Origin of the sequence: Flavobacterium frigidarium DSM 17623, assembly GCF_000425505.1 — a bacterium.
Lineage (GTDB): Bacteria > Bacteroidota > Bacteroidia > Flavobacteriales > Flavobacteriaceae > Flavobacterium > Flavobacterium frigidarium.
In genome coordinates this window covers 249421-274745 of sequence record NZ_AUDO01000001.1, presented here as the reverse complement: position 1 = coordinate 274745, position 25325 = coordinate 249421, and the positions used below count along the sequence as shown (strand labels likewise).

Annotated in this window: 22 protein-coding genes; 5 read left to right on the top strand and 17 right to left on the bottom strand. The window is 33.5% G+C overall.

Translation table 11 applies throughout. From position 1 onward, the window contains the following. Window positions 1–36: 36 nt before the first annotated feature. From H603_RS0101325 to H603_RS0101300, 6 genes are all read right to left on the bottom strand, one after another. Window positions 37–1062, bottom strand: a complete 1026-nt coding sequence (locus H603_RS0101325; RefSeq protein WP_026706895.1) for a 2-hydroxyacid dehydrogenase — start codon at window positions 1060–1062, stop codon at window positions 37–39. A 106-nt stretch (window positions 1063–1168) separates the two neighbouring features. Continuing rightward, window positions 1169–2974: a hypothetical protein gene (locus tag H603_RS0101320; RefSeq protein WP_026706894.1), complete on the bottom strand. Its 1806-nt coding sequence runs from the start codon at window positions 2972–2974 to the stop codon at window positions 1169–1171. Between the two features lie 165 nt (window positions 2975–3139). Beyond that, complete coding sequence (gene rluF / locus H603_RS0101315; protein ID WP_026706893.1) at window positions 3140–3952, bottom strand: 23S rRNA pseudouridine(2604) synthase RluF; 813 nt, start codon at window positions 3950–3952, stop codon at window positions 3140–3142. Window positions 3953–4044: 92 nt separating this feature from the next. After that, window positions 4045–4893, bottom strand: coding sequence for an alpha/beta hydrolase (locus tag H603_RS0101310; protein WP_026706892.1), 849 nt, complete (start codon window positions 4891–4893; stop codon window positions 4045–4047). Between the two features lie 39 nt (window positions 4894–4932). Then, on the bottom strand, window positions 4933–5712 hold the full coding sequence (locus H603_RS0101305) for a zinc ribbon domain-containing protein (protein WP_026706891.1): 780 nt from the start codon (window positions 5710–5712) through the stop codon (window positions 4933–4935). A 3-nt stretch (window positions 5713–5715) separates the two neighbouring features. Beyond that, on the bottom strand, window positions 5716–6810 hold the full coding sequence (locus tag H603_RS0101300) for a Nif3-like dinuclear metal center hexameric protein (RefSeq protein ID WP_026706890.1): 1095 nt from the start codon (window positions 6808–6810) through the stop codon (window positions 5716–5718). Between the two features lie 81 nt (window positions 6811–6891). Between H603_RS0101300 and lpxK the strand changes: the two genes are divergently transcribed. Together lpxK and H603_RS0101290 are read left to right on the top strand one after the other, a co-directional pair. Further along, window positions 6892–7917, top strand: coding sequence for a tetraacyldisaccharide 4'-kinase (gene lpxK / locus H603_RS0101295; RefSeq protein ID WP_026706889.1), 1026 nt, complete (start codon window positions 6892–6894; stop codon window positions 7915–7917). Further along, window positions 7889–8701 (top strand): purine-nucleoside phosphorylase, encoded by an 813-nt coding sequence (locus H603_RS0101290; RefSeq protein WP_026706888.1) that lies wholly within the window; start codon window positions 7889–7891, stop codon window positions 8699–8701. Before lpxK ends, H603_RS0101290 begins: the two co-directional genes overlap by 29 nt. Here H603_RS0101290 and H603_RS0101285 read toward each other — a convergent pair. The 5 genes from H603_RS0101285 to H603_RS0101260 all read right to left on the bottom strand — a co-directional run bounded on the left by H603_RS0101285 (window position 8691) and on the right by H603_RS0101260 (window position 17422). Further along, a complete protein-coding gene (locus H603_RS0101285) occupies window positions 8691–10877 on the bottom strand; it encodes an ATP-binding protein (RefSeq protein ID WP_026706887.1) in 2187 nt (728 codons plus the stop codon). The genes H603_RS0101290 and H603_RS0101285 overlap by 11 nt on opposite strands. 14 nt (window positions 10878–10891) lie before the next feature. Continuing rightward, window positions 10892–11887, bottom strand: a complete 996-nt coding sequence (gene gap, locus H603_RS0101280) for a type I glyceraldehyde-3-phosphate dehydrogenase (RefSeq protein WP_026706886.1) — start codon at window positions 11885–11887, stop codon at window positions 10892–10894. A 51-nt stretch (window positions 11888–11938) separates the two neighbouring features. Next, complete coding sequence (lipA, locus tag H603_RS0101275; protein WP_026706885.1) at window positions 11939–12808, bottom strand: lipoyl synthase; 870 nt, start codon at window positions 12806–12808, stop codon at window positions 11939–11941. 182 nt (window positions 12809–12990) lie between these two features. Next, window positions 12991–13821, bottom strand: coding sequence for an energy transducer TonB (locus tag H603_RS0101270; protein WP_026706884.1), 831 nt, complete (start codon window positions 13819–13821; stop codon window positions 12991–12993). Between the two features lie 427 nt (window positions 13822–14248). After that, entirely contained in the window at window positions 14249–17422 is a 3174-nt protein-coding gene (locus H603_RS0101260; protein WP_026706883.1) for a TonB-dependent receptor, read from the bottom strand. A gap of 262 nt (window positions 17423–17684) precedes the next feature. On the opposite strand from H603_RS0101260, the gene H603_RS0101255 reads away from it, so the two are divergent. Next, window positions 17685–18443 carry a glycerophosphodiester phosphodiesterase gene (locus tag H603_RS0101255; RefSeq protein WP_026706882.1) on the top strand — a complete coding sequence of 253 codons (759 nt, stop codon included), beginning with the start codon at window positions 17685–17687 and terminating at the stop codon, window positions 18441–18443. A 4-nt stretch (window positions 18444–18447) separates the two neighbouring features. Here H603_RS0101255 and H603_RS0101250 read toward each other — a convergent pair whose 3' ends face one another. The 6 genes from H603_RS0101250 to recF all read right to left on the bottom strand — a co-directional run bounded on the left by H603_RS0101250 (window position 18448) and on the right by recF (window position 23663). After that, window positions 18448–18999: an RNA polymerase sigma factor gene (locus tag H603_RS0101250; RefSeq protein WP_026706881.1), complete on the bottom strand. Its 552-nt coding sequence runs from the start codon at window positions 18997–18999 to the stop codon at window positions 18448–18450. Next, the gene (locus H603_RS0101245) at window positions 18990–20096 is read right to left on the bottom strand and encodes a glycosyltransferase (protein ID WP_026706880.1); all 1107 of its coding nucleotides are present in this window, start codon (window positions 20094–20096) and stop codon (window positions 18990–18992) included. Before H603_RS0101245 ends, H603_RS0101250 begins: the two co-directional genes overlap by 10 nt. A 195-nt stretch (window positions 20097–20291) precedes the next feature. Then, complete coding sequence (murB, locus tag H603_RS0101240; protein ID WP_262487947.1) at window positions 20292–21311, bottom strand: UDP-N-acetylmuramate dehydrogenase; 1020 nt, start codon at window positions 21309–21311, stop codon at window positions 20292–20294. A 114-nt stretch (window positions 21312–21425) separates the two neighbouring features. Next, on the bottom strand, window positions 21426–22106 hold the full coding sequence (locus H603_RS0101235; protein ID WP_026706878.1) for a DUF2461 domain-containing protein: 681 nt from the start codon (window positions 22104–22106) through the stop codon (window positions 21426–21428). Between the two features lie 9 nt (window positions 22107–22115). Beyond that, a complete protein-coding gene (locus H603_RS0101230; protein ID WP_026706877.1) occupies window positions 22116–22511 on the bottom strand; it encodes a rhodanese-like domain-containing protein in 396 nt (131 codons plus the stop codon). Window positions 22512–22583: 72 nt separating this feature from the next. Beyond that, window positions 22584–23663, bottom strand: a complete 1080-nt coding sequence (recF, locus tag H603_RS0101225; RefSeq protein ID WP_026706876.1) for a DNA replication/repair protein RecF — start codon at window positions 23661–23663, stop codon at window positions 22584–22586. A 245-nt stretch (window positions 23664–23908) separates the two neighbouring features. Between recF and H603_RS0101220 the strand changes: the two genes are divergently transcribed. Beyond that, window positions 23909–24682 (top strand): tetratricopeptide repeat protein, encoded by a 774-nt coding sequence (locus H603_RS0101220; protein WP_026706875.1) that lies wholly within the window; start codon window positions 23909–23911, stop codon window positions 24680–24682. A gap of 40 nt (window positions 24683–24722) precedes the next feature. Continuing rightward, the gene (gene ribH, locus H603_RS0101215; RefSeq protein ID WP_026706874.1) at window positions 24723–25295 is read left to right on the top strand and encodes a 6,7-dimethyl-8-ribityllumazine synthase; all 573 of its coding nucleotides are present in this window, start codon (window positions 24723–24725) and stop codon (window positions 25293–25295) included. Window positions 25296–25325: the final 30 nt, after the last annotated feature.

The following is a 25325-nucleotide window of genomic DNA, read 5'->3' as shown; positions in this document are numbered from 1 at the left end:
AAAAAGGAACTTCGACTAGAAGTTCCTTTTTTGATTTTACGCTAACAGCGCCAATTTGTTATCTATACTATCTTTTAATAGTAATGATTCAATATTGCCTAAAGTTGTCAGTGCAATTTGCGTTAAAGCTTCATTAGTAAAAAAAGCTTGATGCGCCGTAACGAGGACATTTGGAAAACTCATTAATCGCTGAATCTCGTCATCTTGAATAATATCTCCAGAATGATCTTTGAAAAATAATTTTTCCTCTTGCTCATAAACATCTATTCCTAAATATCCCACTTTTATAGTTTTTAAGGCTTCAATTACATCCGAAGTATTAATTAAAGCACCACGACTTGTGTTGATAATCATTACGCTATCTTTCATTAAAGCAAGTGTCTCTTTGTTTATGAGATGTTTTGTATTTGTGTTTAATGGACAGTGTAAAGAGATAATATCAGCTTGTTTAAAAATAGTGTCTAAATCGGTGTAAACAACACCCTCATTTTCTAATTCGGAATCTATTATAACGTCAAAAGCTAGAATTTTGCAACCAAATCCCTTTACTATTTTTGCGAAAACCTTTCCTATATTTCCGGTACCAATTATTCCCACAGTTTTTCCATACAGATCAAAACCTAACAAGCCATTTAAAGAAAAATTTTGTTCTCGAACTCTGTTATATGCTTTATGCGTTTTTCTGTCTAAAGTTAATATCATTGCCATCGCATGCTCAGCAACCGCATGAGGAGAATAAGCCGGAACTCGACAAACTTTAATGTTGTTTTTTTTGGCAGCTTCTAAATCTACATTATTGAAACCCGCACAACGCAATGCTATTATCTTGATGTTTTTCTTAGCCAAAAGTTCGATAACTGCTGCATTTACGATATCATTCACAAAAACGCAAACGATAGTTTCATCCTTAATAAGATTCACAGTTTTACTATTTAACTGAGACTCTAAAAAAGTAATATCTATATTAAAATCTGGAATATATTTTTCAAAAAAAGTCTTATCATACGATTGTGTCGAGAAAAAGGCGATTTTATTATTTTGAGTTTCAGTGGTTGAGTTCATAAGATTTATTGAGAATATTTTTGAAAATCAGTTTTCAGTTAATTTACGTATTTAATCTAGAGTAAAAGCTAAAAGCGACTTGTAATTAGACAAGTCGCTCTTATATTTATACTAATTCTAATTCCGGAATTTTAAGTTCGATTAAATCATGCTTTAAAACAGCTATCGATGCCTGTGATTTGTTGTTTTCTATTTTCGAAAATGAATTTTCACTGAAGAGATTTTCATAGTAATTAATGCCTTGCAACAAATTATTTTTGAAAGCGTTCCACTTTTTAACCTGAGCAGTGTTTACTGTTTGAGAAACAGTATTGAGTTCATTTTTTAAATAGTCAATATACATTTTCAATTCTTTAACAAACATATTGGGTCTATCGCTTTTTGTTAATATAGTTCCAGTGCCATAGATGTGCTGTGTCATTTCTAGAAGCGAAACTTCCTTATCAAAATATGCCATATTGGGGCCTGGGCAAATGACTACTCCTTGAGCTTGCCCTTTTATTTGCATTTCGTTTTCAAGATAGGAAGCATTAGCTAAGCCTACACAGAGACAAGATTTATCGGTTATTTTATTTTTAGCATTCTCATACATTGTAGCAGATAATGTCTTTTTTGAAGCTTCTAACTCTTGTAATTTTGCATCTTGATATTTTTTTGAAGCAGTGCAAATTCCCTCTGGGCCAAATTCTTTACTTAGTGCCAAAAATCTTTTTGGGCAAGAACTCCCTGCCTTATTTTCTTCAATTCGTTTTTGCTTTAATGCTTCATTGGTAGTTCCTTTTAAAGTATTGAAGGGGATTCCTAATGGCGATATGGGACTCAAGTACAAATCCTCTTCCTTGGCTTTCGCCAAAAGTTCACGAGTTTGTGTATCTACTGAAGTAGCTTCTGGAACTAGTAAAAACGGACTTCCCCAACCCACAGAATCTACTTGAAAATGGTTTAATAAAAAATCATGCTCTGCTGCTGTACCTACGCCACCCTGTACTGTAATTTTTAATTCTAATGGTTCTGAAGGAATGTGCTTTCCTTTTTGAGCAAGAGCTTTAACCATTAAGTCATGTGCTGACTGCGCTAATTGCGGTTTCTTAGCTTTGAATTCCTCTAAGATAGGACCTAATAACAATCCTTCGGTTGCAAAGGCATGACCGCCGCAATTTAAACCTGACTCAATGCGATACTCAGAAACCCAAAGCCCTTTCTTAGCCAAGAAATTCCCTTGGATCATAGCCGATCTAAAATCACTCACTTTTAGGATTATTTTTTTGCCTAATTGATTGTTATCATCAGGAAAAAAGACATCAAAGTTTTCGAAATAACTGTACAACCTTGGATTCATCCCAGCAGATAGCACTACTGAGGAGTTTAAGTTACTATTTGCAAAACCACGCAAAGAGGCATGAGCATCATTAAATTCTGTTGGTAGTTGTTCGTCTTTTATAAAATTATCTTTATCGACTTTAGTCATAATGTTGACGTCAATGGCTCCAGCATGTAGATGTGACTCTAAGTATTGTTTAATTGCCTCTTTGCCATCATCCATGATGATTTGCAAGCCTTGCTTAATCTCAGATTTGTTAGGGAGCATAGCAATATAATTCTCTAGCGTTTGTTTGCTTTCACTTAATTCGTTTTTAAAAGTATCGAATTTGTCTTTTACAATATCATTCACCAAATTTAAATAATTGGTAATACGCTCTGCGCGATGATCTTGTGCCTTTTTAGTGATTTCTTGGTGAGGAAGATTGAATTTAGTGCTATAAAAAGAACTCATTCGTTCAATTAAATCATCGTCGATTATTGAAATTACTGATGAAATACCTAAGTGTGCTACTCTAATAGGACTGTCGATTGTATAAGCTAGTCCCATTACAGGAATATGAAAAGTTTGTGTTGATTTATTCGCTGTCATAAAATGTAAATTTTGAAATAAATGATTTACAAATATGGGTATATCGAGCAGTATAAAAGCTGATAAATATCAGCCGACGATTATTTTTTTAAGAAGATACTATTTTATAAAATAAATGCCCCAAAACTACTAGGTAATTTGGGGCATTATAAATTTTCTTAATCTTTAATAATCATTACGATCTTTAAATCTAGGATCATCTCTTTTAATAAATTCGGTTCTCCTTTTAGGGGCTTCTGCTTTAGGTAAACTAGCTTCTTCTGTTTTACTCGAAGGTTCGATAAGTTCGTTTAGTTCTTTAATCTCTGCGTCTGTAAGATCACGATAGCGCCCTACAGGCACATCAAGCGAGATGTTTATAATACGGATTCTCTTTAAAGCAGTTACTTCATAACCCAAATATTCAGTCATTCTACGAATCTGACGATTCAAGCCTTGTGTTAGAATAATTTTAAAAGTGTATTTGCTTATTTGTTCAACTTTACACTTACGGGTGATGGTATCTAATATAGGTACTCCATTTCCCATTCTTTCGATAAAACGATCTGTGATTGGGCGGTCTACGGTAACGGTATATTCTTTTTCGTGATTGTTTCTGGCGCGCAAAATTTTATTTACGATATCTCCATCATTGGTCATAAATATCAGTCCTTCACTGGCTTTATCTAATCGACCAATAGGGAAGATGCGCTTTGGGTAATTTATGTAGTCAACAATATTGTTCTGTACATCTAAATTAGTGGTACATTCAATACCAATGGGTTTGTAGAAAGCGAGATAAACAGATTTTTCTCTATTTTCTCTAATTAGTTTGCCATCAATACGCACTTCGTCATGCATAGATACCTTGGTCCCTAATTCTGGAACGACGCCGTTAATTGTCACTCTGCCTTGTTCGATAATTTTATCAGCTTCTCGGCGAGAACAAAAACCAGTTTCTCCAATAAATTTGTTAAGTCGTTTTAGATTTTCTTCCATAGTACAAAAGTAGTACTAAATTGTTAAATCGTTTACTTGGTAGAATATTTATTTAATGCGTGTTTAAAATTTGGAGTATCTCGAGCACTATTTTATTTCGATTCAAATAAAAATTGAGCAACTTTACTGTACAAGACTTCATCATGCATGCTGTGTCCTAGTCCTTTTGTTTCAATTAATACTGAATTTTTCCAGGAAGAGGCTATTTTTTCTGCTTCTGCAAATAACACGACGCTATCTTGTGAGTCGTGTGCAATTAAACCAGGTATTAAAATTTGTGAGGCAAAGTGTTTACCTGAAAATTGGTCTAGTTTAAGTTCGAAATGATTAAGGTAGTGATCTCTGAGGCCGTTGTAAATTGCAGTGTTCAAACTAAGCATTTTAATGTAATTATTCAAAATCACCTTAAAATCACTTGGAGAACCAAGAATGACAATTTTTTCAATATTAGAATTTTGATACTTGGCTTGATAATATAAGCAGGTCTTGGCTCCTAGCGAATGACCAATCAGGTAGGTGGGTGGGTACTTTTTTGCAACTAAATCTATGAAAGCAGCATATTGGGGAATATTAAATTCTTTTCCACTTGACAATCCATGTGCAGGACCATCTATGGCAATTACAGTGCTTCCAGATTTTCTTAAATAGGGAATTAGATTTTCCCAGCGAGAAGCATTGCTTTCCCAACCGTGAACAAGTAATATTATGGTATCGTTTCCTGTCCAGGTATAGCTTTGAAAGTAATCTTTATTTAAGCGATGTGTTTCAGTGGTTGCTTCTTGTAGGATAGAAGGAAGCTCTTCTTTATTTAATCGACCATCTCGGGGTTCGCTAAATAGGGAATAAGCAATCTTGATTGCCTTTGTAGGATTTACATAACTCAGGATATTGATATATAAACCTATGGATTTTGTAAAAATTGTTTTAAAGATTTTTTGCATAATAAAAAAGTCCCGATGTGTATCGGGACTTAAATATAATTAAAATTTAGAAAATAATTTTTCCATTTTTTCTTTTTCTTCGTCTGCAAGTTGACTGTCTACTAGAATTCTTCCTGAATGCTCATCAGTAATGATTTTCTTTCTAGAAGCAATTTCTACTTGAGTTTGTGGTGGAATCGTAAAAAATGATCCTGCTGAAGCTCCTCTTTCGATAGATACTACTGCTAAACCGTTACGAACACTTGTTCTAATTCTTGTGTAAGCTGCTAAAAGTCTTTCTTCAATTGAATTTTGAAATTCAAGAGATTTTTCAGTTAAGTAAGCTTCTTCTTTTGCAGTTTCTGACATGATAGCTTCAAGCTCAGATTTCTTGTGTTTCAAGTGGTTAGATTTTGTTTCTAACTTCTCTTTAGACTGAGAAATGATTACTTTTTTGTTTTCAATAGAGGCTTTCATTTCTTTAATTTGCTTTTCAGCTAATTGAATTTCAAGTTCTTGAAACTCAACTTCTTTAGTTAAAGAGTTGAATTCTCTATTGTTACGAACACTTTCTTGTTGTTTTGTGTATTTTTTGATAGCCTCTTTGTGCTCATCAATCGCATTCTTTTTTGATTTGATTAGGTCTTCAACTACTTCTAGTTCCCCTTTCAATTTCTCAGAACGTGTGCTTAAACCAGCAACTTCATCTTCTAAATCTTCCACTTCTAGAGGCAGTTCTCCTCTTACATTTCTAATTTCGTCAATTCTAGAGTCAATCAATTGTAAATCGTAAATTGCTCTTAACTTGTCCTCAACACTTAATTCTTTCGTATTCGCCATATTCTATAAGTACTTAACTGGATTTGTATTTTCTTCAGATAAAATGATTGCAAAATTAAGGATTTTTTTCCGAAGAAAATCAACAATATAATTTTTTGTATAGCGTTCGCTCTCAAAATGTCCAATATCTGCTAATAAAAGCTGATTTTCGGCTTCATAAAATTGGTGATACTTTAAATCAGCAGTCAAAAAGGCATCGGCACCAGCCATAATTGCATTTTTTATAGCATAACTTCCAGATCCACCTAAAACGGCTACTTTTTTTATTTTTTTATTTGTAAAAGCAGAATGACGAATACCTCCAGCAATCATTTTGTCTTTTACAAGTTGTAGAAAAACTTCTTCTTCCATAGGTTCTTCAAATATTCCTAGCATTCCCAAACCTATATTTTGATGCGTATTTTGCAGTTCATAAATTTCGTATGCGACCTCTTCATATATATGACTATCAAATAATGCTTTTAATATCTTTGATTCAAGATATTTTTCAAAGGTAACTTCGATTTTGACTTCGTTAGTTTGTACGTTTTCAAATTGCTTTCCTATAACGGGATTGCTTTTCTCATTACCACGGTAACTTCCTATTCCAGTTGAACTGAAGCTGCAGTCATCATAATTGCCTATATTGCCGGCTCCAGCATTAAATAAAGCTTGCCTAACTTGCTCTGCATTTTCAGGGGTAGTAAAAGTGATTAATTTTCGAATAAAATTTTGTTTCGGAATCAACACACTCGTATTTTTCAAACCTAGTGCATCGCAAAATATCTTATTGACACCATCTTGATGATTATCGAGTGCGGTATGAATGGCAAAGATTGCAATATCGTTTCTAATTGCTTTTATAACGGCTCGCTCTACGTAATTCTTTCCCGTAATTTTTTTTAATCCTGCAAAAAGAATAGGATGGAAGCACACTACTAAATTACAGTTCTTAGCTATTGCCTCGTCTATGACATTTTCTAGTGCATCATGACAAACTAAAACGCCAGTTGCATCAAGATTTTGATTACCCACTAATAAGCCTACATTGTCAAAATCTTCGGCATAAGCTAATGGCGCCATCTCTTCTAATACTGTAAGAATCTCTTTTATCTTCATTTTTCATTTTTTCGAATAAACAAATTAACAAATTAACGAATAAACAAATCAACTTTAAAATAAAAAATATACTTTCGTATAATGAATTTACTGAGAAAAATCCTTTTTCCCATTGCCATTATTTATGGTTTGGTCACTGCCATTCGAAATTTTTTATTCGATAAAGGAGTATTAAAATCAACGGCTTTTCCCATTCCTATACTAGCTGTAGGGAATTTAAGTGTAGGAGGAACGGGCAAAACACCTCAAATTGAATATTTAATTCGGTTACTACAAAATGATTATCGGGTGGCTACTTTGAGTCGTGGGTATAAAAGAGAATCTAAAGGATATATTTTAGCAGATGAAAATGTAACAGCAAAAATAGTTGGTGATGAGCCTTTTCAATATTATAAGAAATTTTCTAAAATCCAAGTTGCGGTGGACGCTAGCCGTAAAAATGGTATCGAGCAATTGCTTTCACAAGCGCTAAAACCAGAGGTAATATTGCTTGATGACGCGTACCAACATAGAAAAGTAAAAGCTGGATTTTATGTGTTACTTACCGCTTATGGTGATTTATATGCTGATGACTGTATGTTGCCCACAGGGAATTTGAGAGAATATAAAAGCGGTGGAAAGCGTGCCAATAGTATAGTGGTCACAAAGTGTCCAGCCACATTGTCTACACAGAGCAAAGAAGAGATAAGAACCAAGTTGCGTTTAACAAAAAAGCAGCAGTTGTTCTTCACTACAATCTCATATGACGATACTGCTTACTCTGCACATGGTAGCTTAGAAGTAAGCGAAATTATCAAAAAAGACAAATTACTTTTGGCTGGAATAGCTAAACCCGAGTCTTTTTTTGCATATTTGCAGGCTGCAAATGATTTAACGATGGTATATCCAGACCATCATCATTTTACAGATAATGACATTATAGAGATAAAAAATAAATCAAAAAACAATATCATTGTAACAACTGAAAAAGATTTTGTGAGGTTAAAAGGGAGTGTTTTAGAGGAACAATTGTACTATCTACCTATTAAAAGTAAATTTCTAGAAGGAGCTGATTTGTTTGATAAAACAATTTTAAAATATGTGGGATCAAGTACAAGAAACGGTTAATTACATTAATAAAATCAATAATTTTAATCCAGAATACGGCGTGATTCTAGGATCAGGACTTGGTAGTTTTACTGAGGATATAAAAATAGAATTTACACTGCCGTATAATGAAATACCTAATTTTCCTGTTTCTACTGTCCAAGGGCATAAAGGAGCATTAGTTTTTGGTACGATTGGCACCAAGAAAGTGGTTGCTATGCAAGGACGTTTTCATTACTATGAAGGTTATTCGATGAAGGAAGTTACTTTTCCTGTGCGTGTCTTAAAATACTTAGGAGTTAAAAAATTGATTGTTTCAAATGCCTCTGGAGGTGTAAACCCTGACTATAAAATAGGTGAAATAATTATTATCAAAGATCATATCAATTTCACACCAGAACACCCTTTGAGAGGAATAAATGATGAACGTTTTGGTCCACGATTTGTGAACATGAGCGAACCATATTCTCGCAAGATGATTATTAAAGCAAAGCAATTAGCAGAGGAATTAAACATCGAAGTAAAAGATGGAATCTACCTTGGCCTTCAAGGTCCTAGCTTTGAAACACTAGCCGAATATAAAATGGTTAAAATTCTTGGTGCAGACTGTGTGGGAATGTCTACTGTTCCTGAGGTTATTGTAGCACGTCATATGGATCTTGAAACATTTGGAGTGTCAGTAATTACAGATATTGGTGATGAAGCTAATATTGATTCTATCTCTCATGATGAAGTTTTAGAAGCAGCGCAAAGCGCAGAACCTAATGTAAGAAAGTTAATCAGAGAGTTAATAATTAACTACTAGTTAAAACAAGATTTTTTGAAATTACATTGTAAAAGTTTTCAGGAGAGAAAGGCTTTGTAACTACATCATTCATGCCGTAAGATAATAGCATTTCTCTATTTTCATCTAGAGAAATGGCTGTTATGGCAATTATAGGAATTGATGTATTGAATTTTCTTATTTCTTGCGTTGCAATTGTGCCGTTAATTCCAGGTAAGTGCACATCCATTAAAACGATATTGTAATGATTGTTGGCAATATTTGTAATCGCCTCTTCACCATTGTCAATCACTGTACAATTTGCACCTTTATTTTGCAGCATTTTTACAGTAATCATTTGGTTAATTTTGTTGTCTTCAACTACTAATATTTTTTTTCCGTCTAGAATGGAGTGATCAGCAACTAATAAATGAGTATTATTTCCTGCTAGGTTTTTATCTATTTCAAATTCTAATTGAAAATTAAAAGTTGACCCTTCTCCTAACGTACTTTTTAGTTGTATCTCTCCTCCTAAAACAGAAACTAGTTTTTTAACGATTGTTAATCCTAGACCAGTTCCACCGTATTTTCTATTAATTTCAACAGAGCCTTGAGAGAAACTCTCAAATACAGTTTCGTATTTATCCTCTGCTATTCCTATACCTGTATCTGTGATATTAAAATAAACGGCAACCACATTATCAGAAATTAGATTTGCTGTAGTTGAAATAATTACAGAGCCGTTTTGAGTGAATTTTAGTGCGTTATTAATCAAATTCATGAAAATTTGAGACAATTTCGTTGGGTCGCTTAATAATGTTTCAGGGATTTTTTCGTCAAGTAACACCTTGAAATCATTATTGTTTTTAATTGCCAAACCATTCAGTGAACTTTTAATATCGGTAAGTAATTCTTTTAAGTTGAAGGGAATATGTTCTACGTCAATTTTATCAGATTCGATTTTATTGATTTCTAAAATTTCATTTATAAAAGTAGCTAAATAGTTACCTGAAAACTTGAGTGATGCCAGGTAATGCAGTTGGGATTTTTTTGGATTTTCTTCAAGGAGTAAATGGGTTATTCCGTTTATGGCATTTAACGGCGTTCGTAGTTCATGACTTACCGTAGATAAAAATTCAGATCTCGCTTTTGACGCTTTTTCTGTTTTTTCTTTTTCTAAAATTAGCTCTTTATTTTTGTCTTTAAGCAGTAAATTCGTTTTAGTCCGTATCACGTTGTTTTTGTATAAAGACAAACTGAGCAAAGATAAAATAGAGATTAGGGCAATAGCTAAAATATTGATGAGTTTAGAAAACTTGTTGTTTCTCTCGTCTTCGGCTTGCTCTTTATTTGTTCGCTCAATTGCTTTGAGTTGTTGGCTTTCTTTGAATTGATCGTAATCATCAATTCTTAGCTTTTGATTGTCTGCAATTCTTAAACTTTCTTTTAAATTGAGGTGTAATTTTAAAAAAGAATACGCTTTGTTTTTTTCAAGCAATTTCTCGTATACTGTACTCAAGGCAAATGCAATTTCCGATTTTTGCGCAATATTTTCACTTTCTGAATTTTTTTCGAAAGCTTTAGAAAAATAATTTAATGCAAAGTTGTAGCGATTATTTGCTAATTCGATCAAGCCCATTTGATAATAGGCTTCTGCTTTAAGTGTAATTTTTTCGGCGGATATATCTTTAGAAATAATGCTGTTGAATAAATTTGCAGCTGTTTCAGGTCTACCAATAGATCTGAAAATAATTCCCTTTTGAACTGTAATAGCATCATCTAAGTCGTGTTGCGGAATCTTTAATGCTCTTCTTATTTTTAGACTTTTATCAAGAAATCGTTCTGCCGAGGTATAATCTTTTTTTCTTATTTTGGCTAAGCCAAGAAAATAGTAAGCATCTGAATAGGGAATAGAAGCGGCTTGTTTTTTGAACAACGCAATACTTTCATTTAGAAAATTTTCGGCATCTTCATTTTTGTTAAGTTCGAAATAAAGTTTACCCAATAAAAAAGTTTGAAGTGCTTGATTGTATTTGTCTTTGCTTTGTTCGCTATAGTTTATTGCTTTCTGAGTATAATATATGGCACTTTTATAGTTGTCCTCTGTACTGTTTTTAGCTGCTAAATTGCTGTAAAAAAGTGTACTATCTAAATTCACATTAGTTTGTGAATGTAGTAGTATGGAAAAATGAAGAAGAAAAACCAAAAAATATTTCATCCAGTTTTATTTTACTATGCCCTAGTAATCAGTATCAGGTCGATTAATCGAGACGAATAGCCTATTTCATTGTCATACCATCCTACAACTTTTACCATTTTATCAATGACAGAAGTTAATTGTGCATCAAATACACAGGAATTAGTATTACCAATAATATCGACAGAAACAATTGGGTCTTCGGTGTAATCTAAGATTCCTTTCAAACTGTTTTGAGCGGCATTTTTAAACGCAAGGTTTATTTCTTCGATAGTCACTGCATGTTTTACATTGAAAGTAATATCTGTCAATGAGCCATCTGGAACTGGAACTCTAATTCCGCAACCACCTATTTTGCCCTCTAATGTAGGGAATATTTTTGTCAATGCCTTAGCCGCACCTGTCGTTGTAGGAACAATCGATTGACTTGCCCCTCGAGCTCGGCGTAAATCCTTATGCGGTTGATCGTGTAAGCTCTGATCTGTGGTGTATGAATGTATGGTTGTAATATAGGCTTGCTCTATACCACACAAATCATTAATAATTTTAATCATAGGAGCTGCATTGTTAGTAGTGCAGCTCGCATTAGATATGATTTGTTCTCTACCGTCTAGGATGTGCTCATTTACTCCTAAAACTACAGTTTTTATTGTGTCTACTTCAGAAGGCGCAGATAAAATTACCTTTTTTGCGCCAGCTAAAATATGTTGATTTAAATCTTCGTAAGTTTTGTACTTACCGGTTGACTCAATTACGTAATCAACATTCAAGGAAGCCCAATTTAATTTTGAAATTTCCTTCTCGTGAAAAAAAGCAAAATGCTGTCCTTCAATTAAAAATCCGCTATCATCACTTTCAATTGTTTTTTTAAGTACCCCATGAATACTGTCGTACTTTAGTAAATGAGCCATTGTCTTCGTGTCGGCAATGTCATTAATAGCCACTACTTCAATTTGTGGATGGTTTAAAAGTAAGCGAAATAAATTTCTACCGATTCTTCCAAATCCATTTATGGCAACTCTTGTTTTCAATTTTTATGGGTTGATGGCTCAACCGATTACGATGGTAATCGATTAAATATTTTATAAAATGTGTTTTTGTGCTTTGTATGAAGAACGAACTAATGGTCCGCTTTCTACGTGTCTGAATCCAAGTTCTAAACCATATTTTTCATATATGGCAAATTGCTCAGGTGTTATGAATTCTTTCACGGGTAGGTGTTTTTTACTAGGCTGTAAATATTGACCTATAGTTACCACATCAACATTTGCGTCACGCAAGTCTCTCATAGTTTGAAATACTTCCTCTTCTTGCTCGCCAAGACCTAACATAATACCAGATTTGGTTCTGTTAATTCCTTTTTCTTTCAAATATCTCAAAACCTCTAAGCTTCGATCGTATTTTGCTTGAATACGAACCTCACGAGTCAATCTTCTTACCGTTTCTACATTGTGAGAAACGACTTCAGGATTTGCCTCAACAATACGATCTATGTTTCTTTCGATTCCTTGAAAATCAGGAATTAAAGTTTCAAGTGTAGTGTTAGGATTCATTCTACGAATAGCTTTAACAGTTTCGATCCAAATAATCGATCCACCATCTTTCAAATCATCCCTATCCACACTAGTAATAACAGCGTGTTTAATATTCATGATTTTAATAGAACGTGCTACTTTTTCAGGTTCGTCCCAGTCAACCGTTTCAGGTCTTCCTGTTTTTACACCACAAAACCCACATGATCTCGTACAAGTATTTCCTAAGATCATGAATGTTGCAGTACCCTCACCCCAGCACTCACCCATATTAGGGCAGCTACCAGAAGCACAAATTGTATTTAAGCTATATTTGTCTACTAAACCTCGAAGCTCAGTATATTTTTGTCCTATTGGGAGTTTTACCTTTAACCATTTTGGTTTCCCTACAGGTAAATTTTTATCTAAAACAGTTTCCATATATTAATTTTCAATATACAAAGATAAGGAATGTGTATTAAATACAAGGGTTTTAGTAATTGAAGCTTAGGGATTTTTTTTAATGATAAGAGATTTCTTGATAAGAATTCTTAAGGATTAAATTCCAGCAAAATAGTAAACATAAAAAGAGCAGAATCTGAAAGATTCTGCTCTTAAAATAATTAATTCACTTGAACTATTATAGGTAGGTTGTAGGCGGTTCTCACGGCCTTTGATCCTATCATTCCTGGAGACCACTTGGTTCTCATAGATTGCAGCACGCGAATGGCTTCTTTATCGAGTCCATATCCCGGATTATTGACAACTTTGATATCAGTCATTGATCCATCCTTTTCAACAACAAATGATATATAGATTTTAATTATCTTTTCATTATTTACTTCAGGGGTTCTAAATTTATTCACTACGAAGCTATAGAATTTGTCCATTCCGCCTGGAAATTGTGGTAGCTTGTCTAAAACCGAACTTGTAACTAATGCATTGCCATAATCAGTGGCTGCAGTACTCGTGCTTCCTGAACCCGTGGAAGTGTTAGGAGCTCCATTTGAAATTCCATTTCCCTCAATAGTTGTTTTCTTGATCGAAATCGCCTCAACATTAGTAGCGATTTCATTTGTAGCTAGTTCTGGTTTTACGATTGTGGGATTAGTAAGTTGCTTTTTGATTACTATCTCTGCGGGCTTTTCGACTGGTATTTGTGTTACGGGCATCTGCTGAGAGGGTTTGGTTACCGGCGGAACAATGGCTGTCAACTCTACAATTTGATCAATAGTGGGTGTGCTAGTTGCTTCAACTGTATTGGTAGAAATATTCAAGAAGTTCAATAGTTTAGGAATAGTCATTAAGGCGGCACAAAATAATAAGCCTATAAATAGTGAAAATAATCCGGTTTTAGTACTTTCTTGACGCAATCGATAGGCGCCGTATTCTTTGTTTCTGTTTTCGAAAACTAAATCAATCCAACTGGTTTCGTAAATGCTAGGTTTAGACATAATAATATATTTAGAGGTTAGATAATTATTAAGAAAGGCATTATGTAATAAAAACAACGGTAGGAATTCTATTCTAAAATTAAGTAATTTATTTCGTTTAATTTTATATTTGTGTTAAATATTTAATTTATTTTCACTAGAGGTTATTAATTCTACTATTTGAAATAGGAGATTAAAAGGGATTTTGTTTGAGTTATTTGGAACTGTGGTTAAAGTAGGTCCTACCAAATTATTATCGCTAGTGATTTTAGTCAGAATAGTAGTCTTTGGAATTGTTATTCTAGTAAAAGATTACGTTTTGTTAGGTCAAAGATAAATTGAAACGATTACGCATCTAGTCTGATAGCAAGCAGTAAATTTTGTAGTAAATAAAAGCGGTGCATTTTTTAGGTGCACCGCTTTAGTCTTGTTTATTTACTGATTTAATTTAGAAGGCATATTTTAGTCCTAACTGAATTTGATATGGATTGCCAGATAACGAGGGTAATCCCGCATTGTTTACCCTGTAATTAAATTGTTGACTGCTAGCGTCAAATCCTGGAACAGCTGCAGCACCATTTGCCGCAGGAGTTCCTAGAGCGTACAATGATTGAGAGCTTAATGATTTATTCACTCCCCACTCTTTATTTAGTAAGTTAGCAACGTTAAAGATATCGGCTGTGAATTCAATAAATTGCTTTTTGTAAGTAGTGAATTTTTTGCTTATTCTAACATCTACAAGTCCGTAAAAATCATTGATGCCTCCATTTCTTTCGGCTATTTTTCCAGAATATTTATTAATGTAGTCTTTCAAACTTTGACTTGCTTCTGGATTGTTTAATATTGTTTGTAGTCCCGTTTTAATATTTTGGGGTGTTGCAGTTCCATTTGCATCAAATATATATGCTAAATCATTAGATGAAGAAACAAAATCACCGTTAGTATTTCCTCCTGATAATAAACTGTAACGAGTACCGCCTATTCCAGAATAACGAACACCTACGCTAAAGCCATAAATAGTAGGTAGGGTACCATAAAAAACCACCTTGCTTCTAAATTGATTGTCAGAGTAAGTCATATTTGATAAGTCACGGGGATCATCTTTTACGGGAAGTACAAGAGTTGCAGTATTAGCCACGTTTCCGTTGAAAGATGTGTTGTCTTTAGTGTCATTAAAAGTATAACTCATAGAGATTTCTCCATCTTTAAAATAGCGGTAAGTTGCATCGACAACAACTGCATATTGATTTACTTTTCCTTCGCTATTTAATTCTAAAACACGCCCTAGCTTATCGCTAATTCTTCCTTGCAGCCAGTCGCCAGCGCCATTTGCAGGAATTGAATTTGCAGGAACGTATACACCACGATTATCCTCATTAGCTAATCTAAAGAAAGGATCTGCTACCATATTTTGATCTACATAAACATAATTATTGCGACCTAACGTCACATAACCTGCTACACCTGCTTTTAACTTGTCTGTAAAGAAATGGGAGTATGAAATATTAGTTTTATATACTACAGGAACTTTAGCGTCTTTACCAGTGAAATTTATAGTAGAAAGTTGAAAAGCATCTAGAGTGGGTATGCTATTGTAATTGTTTCGGTAATCAGCAAAATTTGGAAAAGGAACGTTTGGTGAACGTACATCAACAGTTGCAGTATGGTTTCCATCAAAATATAAATTATTGATGATTGCATAATTATTTAAATCTGAAGCGAAAATTCCTGCCCCTAAACGAATATAATCTTTGTGATTTTCATTGACATCCCAAGTCATCTGAATTCTAGGTTGTAGTATAGCTGACTGTAATTTGTTGTCTGTTCTTATTCCTAATTCATCAAATACTAATTGATTAAATGTTGCTGTGGGATATTTAGCATAGTCGAATCTTAGGCCTAAAGTCATGTCTAAACCAGTTGCGATTTTTGTTTGCATTTGGCCATATACTCCAAGATTTAAAATATTTGAAACTACCGTCGGGTCGTCTTTCAATGGTACTTCTCTATAATAGCGATAAGGTGTTTGATTTTCGAAATTAGTTATTCCATTAAAATGAAAACGACCGTTAACTTCGCTACCGTATAAAGATTCTGAATTTGTGTGCATTAAGTCTAAACCAAATGTGTATTTAATTTTATCAGTATTATAATATAAATTATCTACTACCTGAAAAACATTATTAGTAAAGCTTTCTTGAGCAAATCGATGGCCACCTATTTGTATGTTTGTTGTTTTAATTGCTCCATCTATCGTAGAGCCCACATTTTCAACTACAGCACGAGGAATATTGTAAGCAGGTAATTGATCTCCTGGGCTACTATCTTGATAGGTGTACAGATGCTGTACTTTTAATTCATTGGTTATTTTTTCATTTACCTTTGTTCTCAACGAAGCAAGTATGCTGTTATCAATATTTAAATCATTTCCAAATGACTCGTACAAGCTTATTGTGGTGTTGTCTTGTAATCCCAATTTATTATTATCGTAGGTGTAATTATCACGCACAGTTAGTAAATTATTACTATTAATTTGCCAGTCTAAACGAGCAAATAATGCGTCAGAATTTCTTTTTTTATCGAAAGTTCCATATTGTTCGGAATTTGCTACGCCATATTTGTCGCGTGCGATAGTAACAAAATTATCTAGCGTTAACTTATTGATATTAAATCGAAGTTCGTCATCTGCTGATTGCACATCGGCGATAATCAACGGTCTCAGGTCGCGTTGATGATCCCAAGCTACAAAAAAGTGAAGTTTGTCTTTAATTATTGGTCCGCCAAAAGTAACTCCGTATTGAGCAGTAGAAAAATCATTTTGTCGCTTATTTCCTCTAATGTCATAGGGACTGGACAACCAATCAGCTCTATTGTATCCAAAAACACTACCTGAGAATTCGTTTGTTCCAGATTTTGTTACCGCGCTTACAGTTCCACCACCACTTCTACCATAACTAACATCGTACTCATTTGTCACCACCTTAAATTCTCTTACAGCTTCTATAGAAATAGAGTAGGGCGCACCACTGCGGCTCGTTGTAGATCCTGCAGATGTTGGATTTTTAGCATTCATACCGTCTAAGGTATAATTTGTTGAAGATGCTAGTTGGCCTGAGATATTACCTCCTTTACTCAAGGGAGATAAGTCCATCAAACTTGTAAAATTTCTTCCATTGACCGGTAATGCATTTATAAGTTTAGAAGTGATTGCTGTGGAGGCACCTAAATTTCTAGTTTTATTTTTTAACCCTCGGCTAATAACTTCTACTACTTCTAAATTTTGAACATTATCTTGCATGACTATTTCGACATTGATATTGTCTCCCTGGTTTAGCATGTAGCCTGTTCTTTGCTGCTCACCATAATTAGCATAGTTTGTAGTAATAGTATAAGGTCCGCCTAGGGGCAATTCTTTAAAAGTAAAAACCCCTTTAAAATTTGAAAGCGAATTTGTGGTAAATCCAGTTGACTCGTTTTTAATGACGATTATAGCATCTTTAATAGTTTTAGATTTTTCGTCTAAAACAACTCCTGATATGGATGCTTGTGTGGTTTGAGCGCTTGCTTTAGAATTTATTAAAGCAAGCAATAAAATAATAGCTAGAAGTCTAAGCTGTTTCATAAAGATTTAATTAGAATTTGATTCGACAAAGAAATTTAAAATCTCAACTACTTTTATTACGAAAATGCTATCAATAATGTCATGCTACGTTAAATAAAACGGTTAAAAGAGTCAGACTAGGTTACCATATATAAAGTAATTGTAAATAAATTTATCTCTAATTTATATTTAGAAGACGTTCGAAATAACAATCATTTAATACTATTTTAAAAGCTGATTTTTGTGCGAGTGTTATCTTCGAAAAAAATTAAAAATGGTATTTATGTCTAGTTCTATAAAAATTTTCCTGTCGCTTATTATCTTGTCCGCTAGTTACGGTTGTTCTTCAAGCAAATTTGTTGTGTGTGGTCATAGGGGTGCAATGGGTTATGAAGTAGAAAACACCATTCCCTCGATTAAAAAAGCGATAGCGTTAAAAGCAGACATGATTGAGATTGACATTTTTAAAATTCAAACTGGGGAAGTTGTCGTTTTTCATGACGACAATTTAGAACGCATCACTAATGGTACAGGAAAAATAGAAGTATTACGATTTGATGAGCTCAGAAAACTTTTAGTCGCAGACAAATACCAGATTCCCACATTACAGGAAGTAATTGAAGTTATCGACAGGCGTGCAATTTTAAATATTGAATTGAAAGGTGAACAAACGGCTGAAGTAGCAAATGATATCATCACATCTTACAAACGAAAAGGCTGGAAGGATAGTGATTTTTTTATTTCGAGTTTTCGAGTAAATGAATTAAAAATGATGAGAATGCTGAACAAGAAAATAGCGATTGGATTATTAACCTACAAAGATGATATTGATGAGGCTATTTCCATTGGTAAAGAAATTAAAGCACAAGCTATTAATCCTTATTATAAAACATTGACTGCTGCTAAAATAGCTACTTTAAAAAAGAATAATTTCAAAGTTTTCCCTTGGACAGTTGATGAAGTCACAGATATAAATAAATTACAAGAATATAAAGTTGATGGAATAATCACCAATTATCCCGATAGAGTGAGAATAAATTAGCCGATTACCTTCTATTTCTAATAATCTCTGCTAATAATTTCTTTGCTCGAAGCAATTTAACTTTTACATTACTTAAAGGTTCGTCAATAGCAATGGCTATTTCTTGGTAGCTCATTTCTTGAAAATAGCGCAGCTGAATCACTTCTTGATAATGCGGCTTTAATTCCTTTATATATCGCAATAATTGAGATAAATTTTGCTCGGTAATTAGTTCGTCTTCGGCAGATGGAGTAGTGTCTGCTATGTTGTATGCTTTTTGATCTTCTCGATCTGTAATTTCGATAAAAAGGCTAGACTTCTTTTTACGGAGTAAGTCAATATGAACGTTTTTTGCAATGCTTATTAACCAAGTGTTGAACTGGAATTCAGGATTGTAAGATGCTATTTTATCAAATGCTTTAGAAAAAGTTTCAATGGTAATATCTTCAGCACTAGTTTCATTTTCTGTTCGTTTTAACATAAAGCCATAAACTTCATTCCAATAAAAATTCAGAAGAAAAGTAAAGGCGGTTTGGTCGCCATTTTTAGCTTTGTCTATTTGGGTAATTATTTCCAATGTGCTGGCTTTGAAATAAGGTTAGCTATAAAGGTATTGATTTGGAAATAAATAAAAACGATTTCGATAATAGGAAATAGAAATTTTAAGTCCTTTTCCTTTAATTTTCCTGCAGCACAGCCTACCACTGTCCATGCCACAGCGTATCTCACAAAAATTATTGCTAGAACGATGATCCATTCAAATTCGTACGCTAACAAGATACTTGGCAAGACAAAAAAGAGCAATTGAGATATAAAAAACAGCGACATCTTAAATTTATCTCTTTTTTTATAGTGACTCACAGTAGATAAATGGCGTCTCTTTTGGTTTTTCCACTCTTTGTATGTTGTTTTTGGCTTAGAGTAGGTAAAACTTTCGGGTGCATAAATCACTGTTGTGTTCTTAGAAGTAGCCGCTTCGTTTATAAATAAATCGTCGTCTCCCGTGCGCACTTGTATGTGATTAATATATCCGTTTACATTAAAAAATTCTTCCTTTTTATATGCCATATTTCGACCCACACCCATATAAGGACGGCCTAATTTTGTCCAAGAAAAATATTGCGTTGCAGTTAAAACTGTTTCAAAACGAATTAATTTGTTCAAAAATGATTTTGCTATTTTCTCATAGCCACCGTAGCCTAAAACAATCGTTTTTTGCATTGTGAATTGCGAACTCATAGTGGCAATCCAGTCCTTTGAGGTAGGGTAGCAGTCAGCATCAGTGAATAACAAATATTCTTTTTTAGCTGTTTTGATCCCTAGAGTTAAAGCGTATTTTTTATTTCCCCAAAAAGCTTCATTGTTTTGAACTTTCACCAATGTGATATTGGGGTACATTTTTTCGAATTCTTCAAATACCTCTAAGGTATTGTCACTAGACGCATCATCGATTAAGATTATTTCAAAATCAGGATAGTCTTGTTCTGCTAAAAGAGGGATGAATTTTTTTACGTTCTCCTCCTCATTTTTAGCACATACAATTACTGAGATAGGCAATTTTTTAGGTGTTGTTTTCTGCGCTTTCGCGAAAGCAAATTTCCCAAAAATCACTAGATAATAAAACAACTGAAGGACAACAATAAATATAAAAAAGTAGAGGATCAGTATAAGCATCAGAGTTTAATATGGTTTTTAAATCATCGGCAAAGGTAAGAATACAATTAGTAAAAAAGGAGCTTAATTTATGAATTTTATTCGAAAATAAAACGGGTAAAATTTCCCCTAAAATAAAATGCAATCATCCTTTATTTACACTAATAAAGCGGTCGAATACAAAATTTAAGAGCTTATTTTAAAACCTTACTAAAATTAAATAATATTTACTTCGGCGTCAATTTTTATTCCAAATCGCTCATAAACTGTTTCTTGAATTTTTTTGGATACTTCTAGAATTTCTTGACCTGTTGCTTGTCCATAATTCACGAGTACAAGTGCTTGATTTTTATGAATTCCGGCATCACCAAAGCGTTTTCCTTTAAAGCCTGCTTGCTCAATAAGCCATCCTGCAGGTACTTTAACCTCAGTGTCTGATATTTCGTAATATTTCATCTCAGGAAATTTACTATGGATGGGAGCGAAATCTTTTTTAGAAAGAATAGGGTTTTTAAAAAAGCTACCGCTATTTCCTAGCTCTTTAGGATCTGGCAATTTGCTTTTTCTTATAGCAATTACAGCGTCACTCACATTTTTTAATGAAGGTGTTATGATATTTTTGTGCGCTAACTCGGCTGCGATATCTCCGTACGAGATACTTATTTTATGGTTTCTTTTACTCAATTTAAACACTACCGAGGTAATGATGAACTGATCTTTTATTTCGTTTTTAAAAACACTTTCTCGGTAACCAAAATTACATTCTTGCGCCGTAAAAATTTGTGTTTCTTGATTGTTAATGGCAATAGCCTCACAAGAAATAAAAGTGTCTTTGATTTCGGTACCGTAAGCACCAATATTTTGGACAGGAGTGGTACCCACATTTCCAGGAATCAATGACATGTTTTCTAATCCGCCAAAGTCTTGACCTATGGTCCACAAAACAAATTCATGCCAGTTTTCACCCGCCATGCTTTCTACCCAAACATAATCATCATCTTCATTTACAATTCGTTTTCCTTTTAAGTCTACATGAATAACAAGCGCATTAATATCTTGAGTCAAAAGCATGTTGCTACCGCCACCAAGGATGAATTTGGGGGTGTCTTTATTTTCTTGTAAAACTGTTCTTAATTCTGCTACAGTATGTACCGCAATAAATTGTGCGGCTTTGGCTTCGATACCAAAAGTATTGTAATTCTTTAAAGAGAAATTAGTTTGAATTTCCATAAAAATAATGGTTTTGCTTACTTGAAAAATGAGTTCAAAAGTAGCGATTATATATTATTGTAACATGAGCTATTTTATATAATTTGCTATTAAAATTTTAGCTAGATAAATTTATAGGTTCTAAAAATTTTCATCTACTTCTAATGCGCGATTCATGAATTCATTCAAAGGTTTCAATAATAGTAGTTTTTTCACCTTTTCTTGAACGAAATTTTCTTGCATGATTTCGTTAATGTCAAACTGCTGCATCATTTCAAAACTTTTTAATTTTAATAGATCCACAGCTGGGTGTTCTTTATCATATCCTTTTGGAGGGTTTTTGAGCGCAGTTTTTTCGTTTCGAGCAAAAGTGCCAAATTCCTTTTTGAATTTTTTATCATCGAGAATAGCTTCTAGGTCTTCATGAAAAAAGGCGATTTCCTTGCGTACTTTTTTTAAATCATCAGGTAGAGGTGCATAAAACCCTCCTGCTATAAAACTCGCTCCACGTTCAATATGCACATAATATCCTGCTCGATTGTTTCCCTTTGCACCAGACGACAACCAAACGCCAATGTGTGATTTGTATGGTGACTTATCCTTAGAAAACCGAATGTCACGATTGATTCTAAACGTGCAGTTTTTTACTTCCAGCATTCCTAGAGAAGGATCAAGAGGCTTCATTGCTTCAAGAAAATGAGCTACCATCTGGTGATAATCTGCTTTAAAAATATCGTACCTCTTTTTATTTGCTATAAACCAGTCGCGGTTGTTATTTGCTTTTAAATCGTCTAGGAATTGTAAACTATCTTGTGTTAACATAATTGCATTTTATTCTTTAGTACTAGCGTGTCCATCTGTGCTCCACCTAATAAATCCGCCATCTAATTCGTAAATTGAAGTAAAACCTAATTCTTTCAATCTAGCGCAGGCTTTTTTACTACGGGCACCACTTCGACAATAAACAAAGACATCCTTATTTTTATCGAGTGTGGCACTTTTAGCATCAAACTCTGTACCCAACCAATCGATATTTTTTGCATTAAATAAATGCTCTGCGTTAAATTCTTCAGCTGTGCGAACATCTAGAATTTGTGCTTGGGCTGTTTTTTCAATTTTATTTGCAAAAATTTCAGGAGATACCGTGTTTGTACTTTGTGAATACTGCTTCTGGCAGTTTAAGAATAAGACACTAGAGAGTATAAATAGGTAAAAAGATTTTTTCATGATGTTAGGTTTTTGATTTGAATTTTATTTTACTTGAGTTCCTTGAGGGTACAGATTAAATTTATCGCGGCTTTACAAATTATAAATTTGGTAAGATTGATGCGTTGATTTTACAATTGCCTCGGTTCTTTCTGCATGGGTGTCTGAAATGAATAATTGTCCAAAAGTATCTCCATTTACCATAGCTACTATTTTTGCAACGCGATTCTCATCGAGCTTGTCAAAGATATCATCAAACAAAAGTATGGGTTTGACTCCACTTTGTTTTTTTAAAAATTCAAACTGAGCCAATTTTAATGCAATCAAAAAAGATTTTTGTTGCCCTTGTGAACCAAATTTTTTAATTAGATGTCCGTCAATTTCAAAGGCGAGATCGTCTTTATGAATACCTACACTAGTGTACTGCAAAGCGCGGTCTTTATTAATATTTTCTTGAAAAAGCGTTAGTAAATCTTTTTCGAATAGATGACTTTCATAAACTATTTGTACCACTTCTTCTGTACCTACAATATTATGATGATGCTTGTTAAAAATAGGAATAAATTCAGCGATGAACTCTTGTCTAATTTTAAAAATATAACTCCCAAAAGCATCGAGTTGCTCATTATATATTGCTAAAGTATCTTTTTCGAATACATGGTTAAGAGCAAAATACTTCAAGAGGGCATTACGCTGGCTCATCACTTTTTGGTATTGTATGAGCTGTTGTAAATACTCTGAATTAGACTGCGAAATAACACTGTCCATGAATTTTCGGCGTGTTTCGCTACCTTCGATAATTAAATCTCTGTCTGCTGGAGAAATAATTACTAGTGGAATGAAACCTACGTGGTCAGAAAATTTATCGTAAGCCTTGCCATTTCTTTTTAAAATTTTCTTTTGGCCTTTCTTTAAACTGCAAACAACATGTTCTGCTCTTTCGTTTTTTTCGAATTCAGCGTCAATCACAAAAAACTCCTCACCGTGTTTGATGTTTTGAACTGCTAAGGGATTAAAGTAGCTCTTGCCATAGGCTAAATGGTAAATTGCATCAAGGACATTTGTTTTTCCTATTCCGTTTTTACCCACAAAGCAATTAATTTTTTCTTTGAACTCGAAGCTTGCCTCGTCAAAATTTTTATAATTGAATAAAGATATTTTTTTTAAATACATTTTTATATGCGACTATTTTACAGTGTTTAGTTAGTAAAGGAATGCTGTTGTTTCAATTTATAACATTTAAAAGAGCTGTGAATATGCTCCCTCAATTATTTCATTTTATTCTTTATTCCTATGTTACAAAGGTACGGCTGTGTGGTAAAAAAATACTTTTTTTTAATTTAAATATAAAAATCTTGTTTTTTTGCGTGGGTTTGAATAAAAATTTTATTTTTGCGGTTCACTAAATAGAAATTTAAATGGCTACTTACAATAAAAGAGGATATAAAACTCCAAAAGAAAAAGAAGTAAAAGACACAGTAGAAGGCGTTACGATTGAGGATACTGAAAGCACAACGGCTGAGGTTTTTTCTAAGTTAGACGAAACTGCTTCTAAAACAGAAAACTGGGTTGCCAAGAATCAAAAAATCATCATAGGAATTGTAGGTGCAGTGGCTTTGTTTACTGTAGGTTACGTAGTATATCAAAAGTTTATCGCTGAGCCTAAACAATTAGAAGCAGCTGATGAAATGTTTGTAGCACAACAAAACTTTAAGTTAGCTACAGATGGAGTTGCAAGTGACTCACTATACACTTTATCACTTAATGGATCTGAAGGTAAATTTGGATTTATCAAGATTGCAGATGAATATTCAGGAACAGATGCAGGAAATTTAGCTAATTACTATGCTGGAGTTGCTTACTTAAACACTGGAAAATATGCTGAAGCGATTGACTATTTAGAGAAATTCAAATCAGAAGATATTGTATTGAGTGCTTTAGCTAAAGGAGCAATTGGAGATGCTTACGCTCAAAAAGACCAACCTCAAGAGGCTTTAGATAATTATTTGAAAGCAGTTTCTGCCAACAAAAATGATTTTACTACACCTAGGTTTTTATTGAAAGCAGGTAAAACCGCTTTAGAATTAGGGAAGAAAGAAGATGCTTTAAAATACTTTACAGATATTAAAGATAATTTTGATACTGCTCCTGAAGCTGCTACAGTAGGCGCATTCATAGGATTAGCGCAATAATTAATATTGTAGATTAAAATCTCAATTAAATAATAATAGTATGGCTACAGCAAATAAGAATTTATCAAATTACGATAAAAGTACACTTCCTAAAGCAAAGGATTTTCGTTTTGGAGTTGTCGTTTCTGAGTGGAATGATACTATAACTGAAGGATTGTACAAGGGAGCATATGATGCTTTTCTTGACAATGAAGTACAAGATTCAAACATTATACGCTGGAATGTACCAGGGAGTTTTGAGTTGATCTACGGTGCAAAGAAAATGTTGCAAACGCAAAATGTAGATGCTGTAATCGTAATTGGGTGTGTTATCCAAGGTGAGACAAAGCATTTTGATTTTGTATGTGAGGGAGTTACTCAAGGAATTAAAGATTTGAATGTTCAAACAGATGTTCCAGTTATTTTTTGTGTACTAACAGATAACACAATGCAACAATCAATTGATAGAAGTGGAGGAATTCATGGAAACAAAGGAACCGAAGCAGCAATAGCAGCAATTAAGATGGCTTTTATTCGCCAGCAAGCTTCTTTGACTCATACTTATGATTCACAAAAGACACTTTCATCAGGTCAATTACAAATTGAAGATTTGCCTTTGAAAATAGGAGAATAAACTATTATATAATACCAATTTAAACCTATA

Excerpts from the sequence above, each read along its gene's own strand:
- H603_RS0101325 (WP_026706895.1), bottom strand. The coding sequence starts at position 1,062 with ATGAACTCAACCACTGAAACTCAAAATAATAAAATCGCCTTTTTCTCG.
- H603_RS0101320 (WP_026706894.1), bottom strand. The coding sequence starts at position 2,974 with ATGACAGCGAATAAATCAACACAAACTTTTCATATTCCTGTAATGGGA.
- rluF (WP_026706893.1), bottom strand. The coding sequence starts at position 3,952 with ATGGAAGAAAATCTAAAACGACTTAACAAATTTATTGGAGAAACTGGT.
- H603_RS0101310 (WP_026706892.1), bottom strand. The coding sequence starts at position 4,893 with ATGCAAAAAATCTTTAAAACAATTTTTACAAAATCCATAGGTTTATAT.
- H603_RS0101305 (WP_026706891.1), bottom strand. The coding sequence starts at position 5,712 with ATGGCGAATACGAAAGAATTAAGTGTTGAGGACAAGTTAAGAGCAATT.
- H603_RS0101300 (WP_026706890.1), bottom strand. The coding sequence starts at position 6,810 with ATGAAGATAAAAGAGATTCTTACAGTATTAGAAGAGATGGCGCCATTA.
- lpxK (WP_026706889.1), top strand. The coding sequence starts at position 6,892 with ATGAATTTACTGAGAAAAATCCTTTTTCCCATTGCCATTATTTATGGT.
- H603_RS0101290 (WP_026706888.1), top strand. The coding sequence starts at position 7,889 with ATGTGGGATCAAGTACAAGAAACGGTTAATTACATTAATAAAATCAAT.
- H603_RS0101285 (WP_026706887.1), bottom strand. The coding sequence starts at position 10,877 with ATGAAATATTTTTTGGTTTTTCTTCTTCATTTTTCCATACTACTACAT.
- lipA (WP_026706885.1), bottom strand. The coding sequence starts at position 12,808 with ATGGAAACTGTTTTAGATAAAAATTTACCTGTAGGGAAACCAAAATGG.
- H603_RS0101270 (WP_026706884.1), bottom strand. The coding sequence starts at position 13,821 with ATGTCTAAACCTAGCATTTACGAAACCAGTTGGATTGATTTAGTTTTC.
- H603_RS0101260 (WP_026706883.1), bottom strand. The coding sequence starts at position 17,422 with ATGAAACAGCTTAGACTTCTAGCTATTATTTTATTGCTTGCTTTAATA.
- H603_RS0101255 (WP_026706882.1), top strand. The coding sequence starts at position 17,685 with ATGTCTAGTTCTATAAAAATTTTCCTGTCGCTTATTATCTTGTCCGCT.
- H603_RS0101245 (WP_026706880.1), bottom strand. The coding sequence starts at position 20,096 with ATGCTTATACTGATCCTCTACTTTTTTATATTTATTGTTGTCCTTCAG.
- H603_RS0101235 (WP_026706878.1), bottom strand. The coding sequence starts at position 22,106 with ATGTTAACACAAGATAGTTTACAATTCCTAGACGATTTAAAAGCAAAT.
- H603_RS0101230 (WP_026706877.1), bottom strand. The coding sequence starts at position 22,511 with ATGAAAAAATCTTTTTACCTATTTATACTCTCTAGTGTCTTATTCTTA.
- recF (WP_026706876.1), bottom strand. The coding sequence starts at position 23,663 with ATGTATTTAAAAAAAATATCTTTATTCAATTATAAAAATTTTGACGAG.
- H603_RS0101220 (WP_026706875.1), top strand. The coding sequence starts at position 23,909 with ATGGCTACTTACAATAAAAGAGGATATAAAACTCCAAAAGAAAAAGAA.
- ribH (WP_026706874.1), top strand. The coding sequence starts at position 24,723 with ATGGCTACAGCAAATAAGAATTTATCAAATTACGATAAAAGTACACTT.